Source organism: Roseateles sp. P5_E11 (assembly GCF_054049355.1).
The window spans coordinates 1-3,864 of sequence record NZ_JBFUMO010000550.1 but is presented as its reverse complement, the minus strand read 5'-3'; the positions used below and the strand labels follow the sequence as shown (position 1 = coordinate 3,864).

Genomic DNA, 3,864 nt, shown 5'->3' with positions numbered 1-3,864 from the left:
CGCTACGTGCACGGCGACCTGAGCCGGCGCGGGTTTCTTGAGCAGGCCGCCAGCTTTGCCGGTGGCCCGGCTGGTGCCGCTGCGCTGTTGGCCACACTCAGCCCCAATTTCGCCGCGGCCCAGCAAGTCAAGCCAGATGACCCGCGCCTGGTGACGCGCCGCCAGGCCTTCGATTCGCCGCAAGGCAACGGCAAGGTGCAGGGCTATCTGGCCAAGCCGGCAAGTGCCGCGGGCAAGCTGCCCGCCGTGCTCGTCGTGCATGAGAACCGCGGCCTGAACCCGCACATCGAGGACATCGCCCGCCGTGTCGCGCTCGCCGGCTACGTGGCCTATGCGCCCGACGCACTGGCGCCGCTAGGCGGCTACCCGGGCGACGAGGACAAGGCGCGCGAGCTCTTCGGCAAGCTCGACGCCGGCAAGACGCGTGCAGACATCGTCGCCGCTGCTCGCGGGCTGCTGGCGCTGCCGGATGCCAATGGCAAGGTCGGCGTGGTCGGCTTCTGCTGGGGTGGCTCGCTGGCCAACCATGTGGCCACGCAGGTGCCTGAGCTGGCCGTGGCCGTGCCCTTCTACGGCGCCGCGCCAGCGCTGGAAGACGTGCCGCGCATCAAGGCGCGGCTGCTGCTGCACTACGCCGGCAACGACGAGCGCGTCAATGCCAGCTGGCCACCCTATGAAGCCGCGCTGAAGGCGGCGGGCGTGCGCTACGAGCAGTTCGTTTACGCCGGCACCCAGCACGGCTTCAACAACGACACGACGCCACGCTACGACCCCGCGGCGGCGCAGCAGGCCTGGGAGAGGACGCTGGCGGTATTCAAGTCAACGCTCGGCTAGGGCGCGCAGGCGCGATACGCTTGCGGCTCCCGAGGCCCGACGCGAGCGCGCCATGACACAGCATCGAATCAGACGCGGCAGTTTTGTCTTCCAGGTCCGGCCGGCCAGGGCCGGCTGGCGGCTGGCGGTGTTGGCTGCCGTGAGCCTCATGAGCCTTTTGGGCGCTTGCGGTGCCCCCGGCCCTGCCACGGCCCCCGCGGCAGCGCCGGTCCCGGCCGCCGTGCCTGCACCGCCGCCGGCGCCGGTGCCACCCCCCACGCTGCCGTTCGATGCCGCCGTGCTGCGCGCCGCCACGGCTTTGCTCGCCGATGCGCAGCCGGCCGAGGCCCGGGAGCTGGTGATCGACCCTCTGGTGGACGGTGTGACCGGGCTTCAATCGAATGCCACGCAGACGCTGGGCGCGCAACTGGTCAAGCTGATCGGCCAGCAGTACCCGCGCTACAACGTCAAGCCGTTCAACCCGGTCAACGTCGTGCGCGGGCCGCTGATCCTGACCGGGACCTTCACCGGCGTGAATGCCGAGCGCAAGAGCGAGGGCAGGCGCGAAGCCTTCCGGATCTGCCTGGCCCTGGCGGACCTGAAGACCGGCAAGCTGGTCAGCAAAGGCCTGGCCTTCGCGCTGCCCGAGGGCGTAGACACGACGCCGTTGCCGCTGTTCGCCGATTCACCGGCTTGGGCGCCGGACGATGCCACCACCGGCTATGTGCGCACCTGTCAAGGCACCAAGCCCGGCGACGCCATCCACCCGCTGTACATCGACCGCATCGTGACGGCTGCGACCATCGCTGAGGCCAGCGAGGCCTATGCCGCCAAGCGCTATGCGCAAGCCGCCACGCTGTTCGAGACGGCGCTGGCCAGCCCCGGCGGCAACCAGTTGCGCGTGCACACCGGGCTGTACCTCACGCGGATGCGGCTCGGCCAGCGGTCGGCGGCGGCCAAGGCCTTCGGCGACATCGTCGAGCAAGGGCTCGACCAGAAGCGGCTGGGCGTGAAGGTGCTGTTCAAGCCCGGCACCGCGGCGATCTGGTCGCCGCCGGGCACCACGGCGTTGCCTTATGCGATGTGGATGAGCGAGATCGGCCGCCGCGCTGCGGCGCGGCCGAGTTGCCTGGACGTGGTCGGCCACACGAGCGCAAGCGGCGCCGAGCCGGTGAACGAAAGGATTTCGCTGATGCGCGCGGAGATGGTCGCGGGCGAGTTGAAGCGGGTGGCACCCAAGCTGACGCCGCGACTGGCCAGCAGTGGCGTCGGCTCCAGGCAGGCGCTGATCGGCAACGGCCGCGACGACCTGTCCGACGCGCTCGACCGGCGGGTCGAGTTCCTCGTCCACGGCTGTTGAACTCTCGGCTGCCGAGCCGCCACTTCAGATGGCAAAGGCCCACTCGCGGAACTCGGCATGGCGCGGCCGCTGCTCGGCAGCGGCGCGCGCCCGGGCCGCTTCGATCCAGCTCTTGGCCAGCGGGAAGGGCCCGAAGCCGGCCTCGGCATTGATGTGCCCGACCGGGCCGAGGTTGCTGTAACTCGCTCCCCAACGGTGCGCCCAACGCGCGGCGCTGGCGGCGCTCATCCAGGGATCGGTGCTGCTGGCGATCAGGCGCGAGCGGCGCGGCAGGCGATGGTGGGGCAGCGACTCGGCGATGCCGAACTTGTCAGGCTCGGCCGGGGCAACGAAAAGGGCCTCGCGAATGGGGGAGTCAGGGTGGTCAGCCAGGTGGCGCGCCAGCGCCAGGCAGCCGAAGCTGTGGGCCACGGCCAGCCATTCCCCTTCACCCGCCACTTCCAGCGTGCGCTGAATGCGCTCGGCCCAGCGCTCCAACTCGGGTTTGCTCGGGTCGCGCTGCGTGACGCGGCGGGCGTCGCGGTACTGCCCCTGCAGCCAGGTTTGCCAATGCGCCGAGCCGCTGTCGTTCAGGCCCGGGATGATGAGAACGCGCGGCGGCTGGTAGGCCATGGCTTACAGCGTCGCGATCGACACTTCGGTGGACTTGACCAGGGCGACGACCTCGCGGCCGACCTCCAGGCCCAGGTCCTTGACCGAGCGTGTCGTGATGACCGAAGTGACGATGTCGCCGTTGCGAGTGAGGACGTCGACCTCGGAGACGACCGGGCCTTCGATGATTTCCTTGATCGTGCCGCGGAACTGGTTGCGCACGTTGATGGCGGTGATGCTCATTGGGTGTTCCTTGAACAGTGGAACCCCCAGTGTGGTCAGCGCCCTGCGATCAAGGAAGGAAGCAATGCGCAGCAGCGCATGCGCGGGCCGAATATGCCAGCCGGGTGCGGCGCGGCTCAGCGGGCCTTGGCCGGGCGCGCGGGCTTGGCTGGCGTTTCGGGCAGCAGCGCTGAGCAATCGGTGACCAGGCCGTCGAGTGAAGGGTGATCGATGCAGTCCTCGTAATCGGCCCGGGTCGGACGCAGCTTCCCGGCTGCGGGCGGATCGAACCGCAGCGCCGTGTCGTTTCGGCGTTTGGCGGCACTGGCAGCGGACTCGGGCACGACGGCCGATGCAGGGCGCGGAAGCCCACAGGCGTGAGCAGGCCGGGTGAGGTGGTAGACGCCGAGGACGGCGAGGGCGGCGAGGCCGATCAGGCGGCGCTGCAGGGCGGGGATGGGCATGGCGGGCTCCTGGCAGGGCCCGCCGGCGGACTTCGTCGACGCTGACCCTTGCCTGGACGGACGCAAACCCGACCAGCAAGCGGACAGCCGGCGGGGGTGACCTCCCTAGATGCCCGCGCCGGCCTCGAACAGACTCAACCGTGCCGCGCTCAGCTTCACGCGCTGCCCGCCTTGCAGCCGCAACGTGTCCGCCTCCTCGCGCGTCAGCTCTGCCTCCAGCGGCTGGCCATCCGGGCCGATCAGCTCGACACGCGCGCTCGCGCCGAAGGACAGCACGCGCTCCACGGTGGCCGACAAGCCGTGCGCCGACTCGTCGGTCAGGATCTGCAGTTCATGCGGCCGTGCATAGGCCTGCACTTCGCCGTCACCATGCGCGCCCTGGTGCGGCAACTGGTGCTCGCCCATGTGCAGCAC

General features: G+C 70.2%; 6 protein-coding genes. 2 read left to right on the top strand and 4 right to left on the bottom strand.

What is annotated here, in order from left to right; genetic code table 11:
• Together ACXJKR_RS26715 and ACXJKR_RS26710 are read left to right on the top strand one after the other, a co-directional pair.
• The coding region (locus ACXJKR_RS26715) for a dienelactone hydrolase family protein (RefSeq protein ID WP_457325392.1) at positions 1-834 on the top strand (834 nt) is incomplete at its 5' end.
• A gap of 148 nt (positions 835-982) precedes the next feature.
• The gene (locus ACXJKR_RS26710; RefSeq protein ID WP_457325391.1) at positions 983-2,173 is read left to right on the top strand and encodes a hypothetical protein; all 1,191 of its coding nucleotides are present in this window, start codon (positions 983-985) and stop codon (positions 2,171-2,173) included.
• A gap of 24 nt (positions 2,174-2,197) precedes the next feature.
• Here the strand turns inward: ACXJKR_RS26710 and ACXJKR_RS26705 are convergent, their stop codons facing one another.
• The 4 genes from ACXJKR_RS26705 to ACXJKR_RS26690 form a co-directional block, all read right to left on the bottom strand.
• The gene (locus ACXJKR_RS26705) at positions 2,198-2,785 is read right to left on the bottom strand and encodes an RBBP9/YdeN family alpha/beta hydrolase (protein WP_056197606.1); all 588 of its coding nucleotides are present in this window, start codon (positions 2,783-2,785) and stop codon (positions 2,198-2,200) included.
• Positions 2,786-2,788: 3 nt separating this feature from the next.
• On the bottom strand, positions 2,789-3,007 hold the full coding sequence (locus tag ACXJKR_RS26700; RefSeq protein WP_056197604.1) for a TOBE domain-containing protein: 219 nt from the start codon (positions 3,005-3,007) through the stop codon (positions 2,789-2,791).
• Positions 3,008-3,123: 116 nt separating this feature from the next.
• On the bottom strand, positions 3,124-3,450 hold the full coding sequence (locus ACXJKR_RS26695) for a hypothetical protein (RefSeq protein WP_056197602.1): 327 nt from the start codon (positions 3,448-3,450) through the stop codon (positions 3,124-3,126).
• A 105-nt stretch (positions 3,451-3,555) separates the two neighbouring features.
• A partial coding sequence (locus ACXJKR_RS26690; RefSeq protein WP_457325390.1) for a TOBE-like domain-containing protein occupies positions 3,556-3,864 on the bottom strand: 309 nt, incomplete at its 5' end.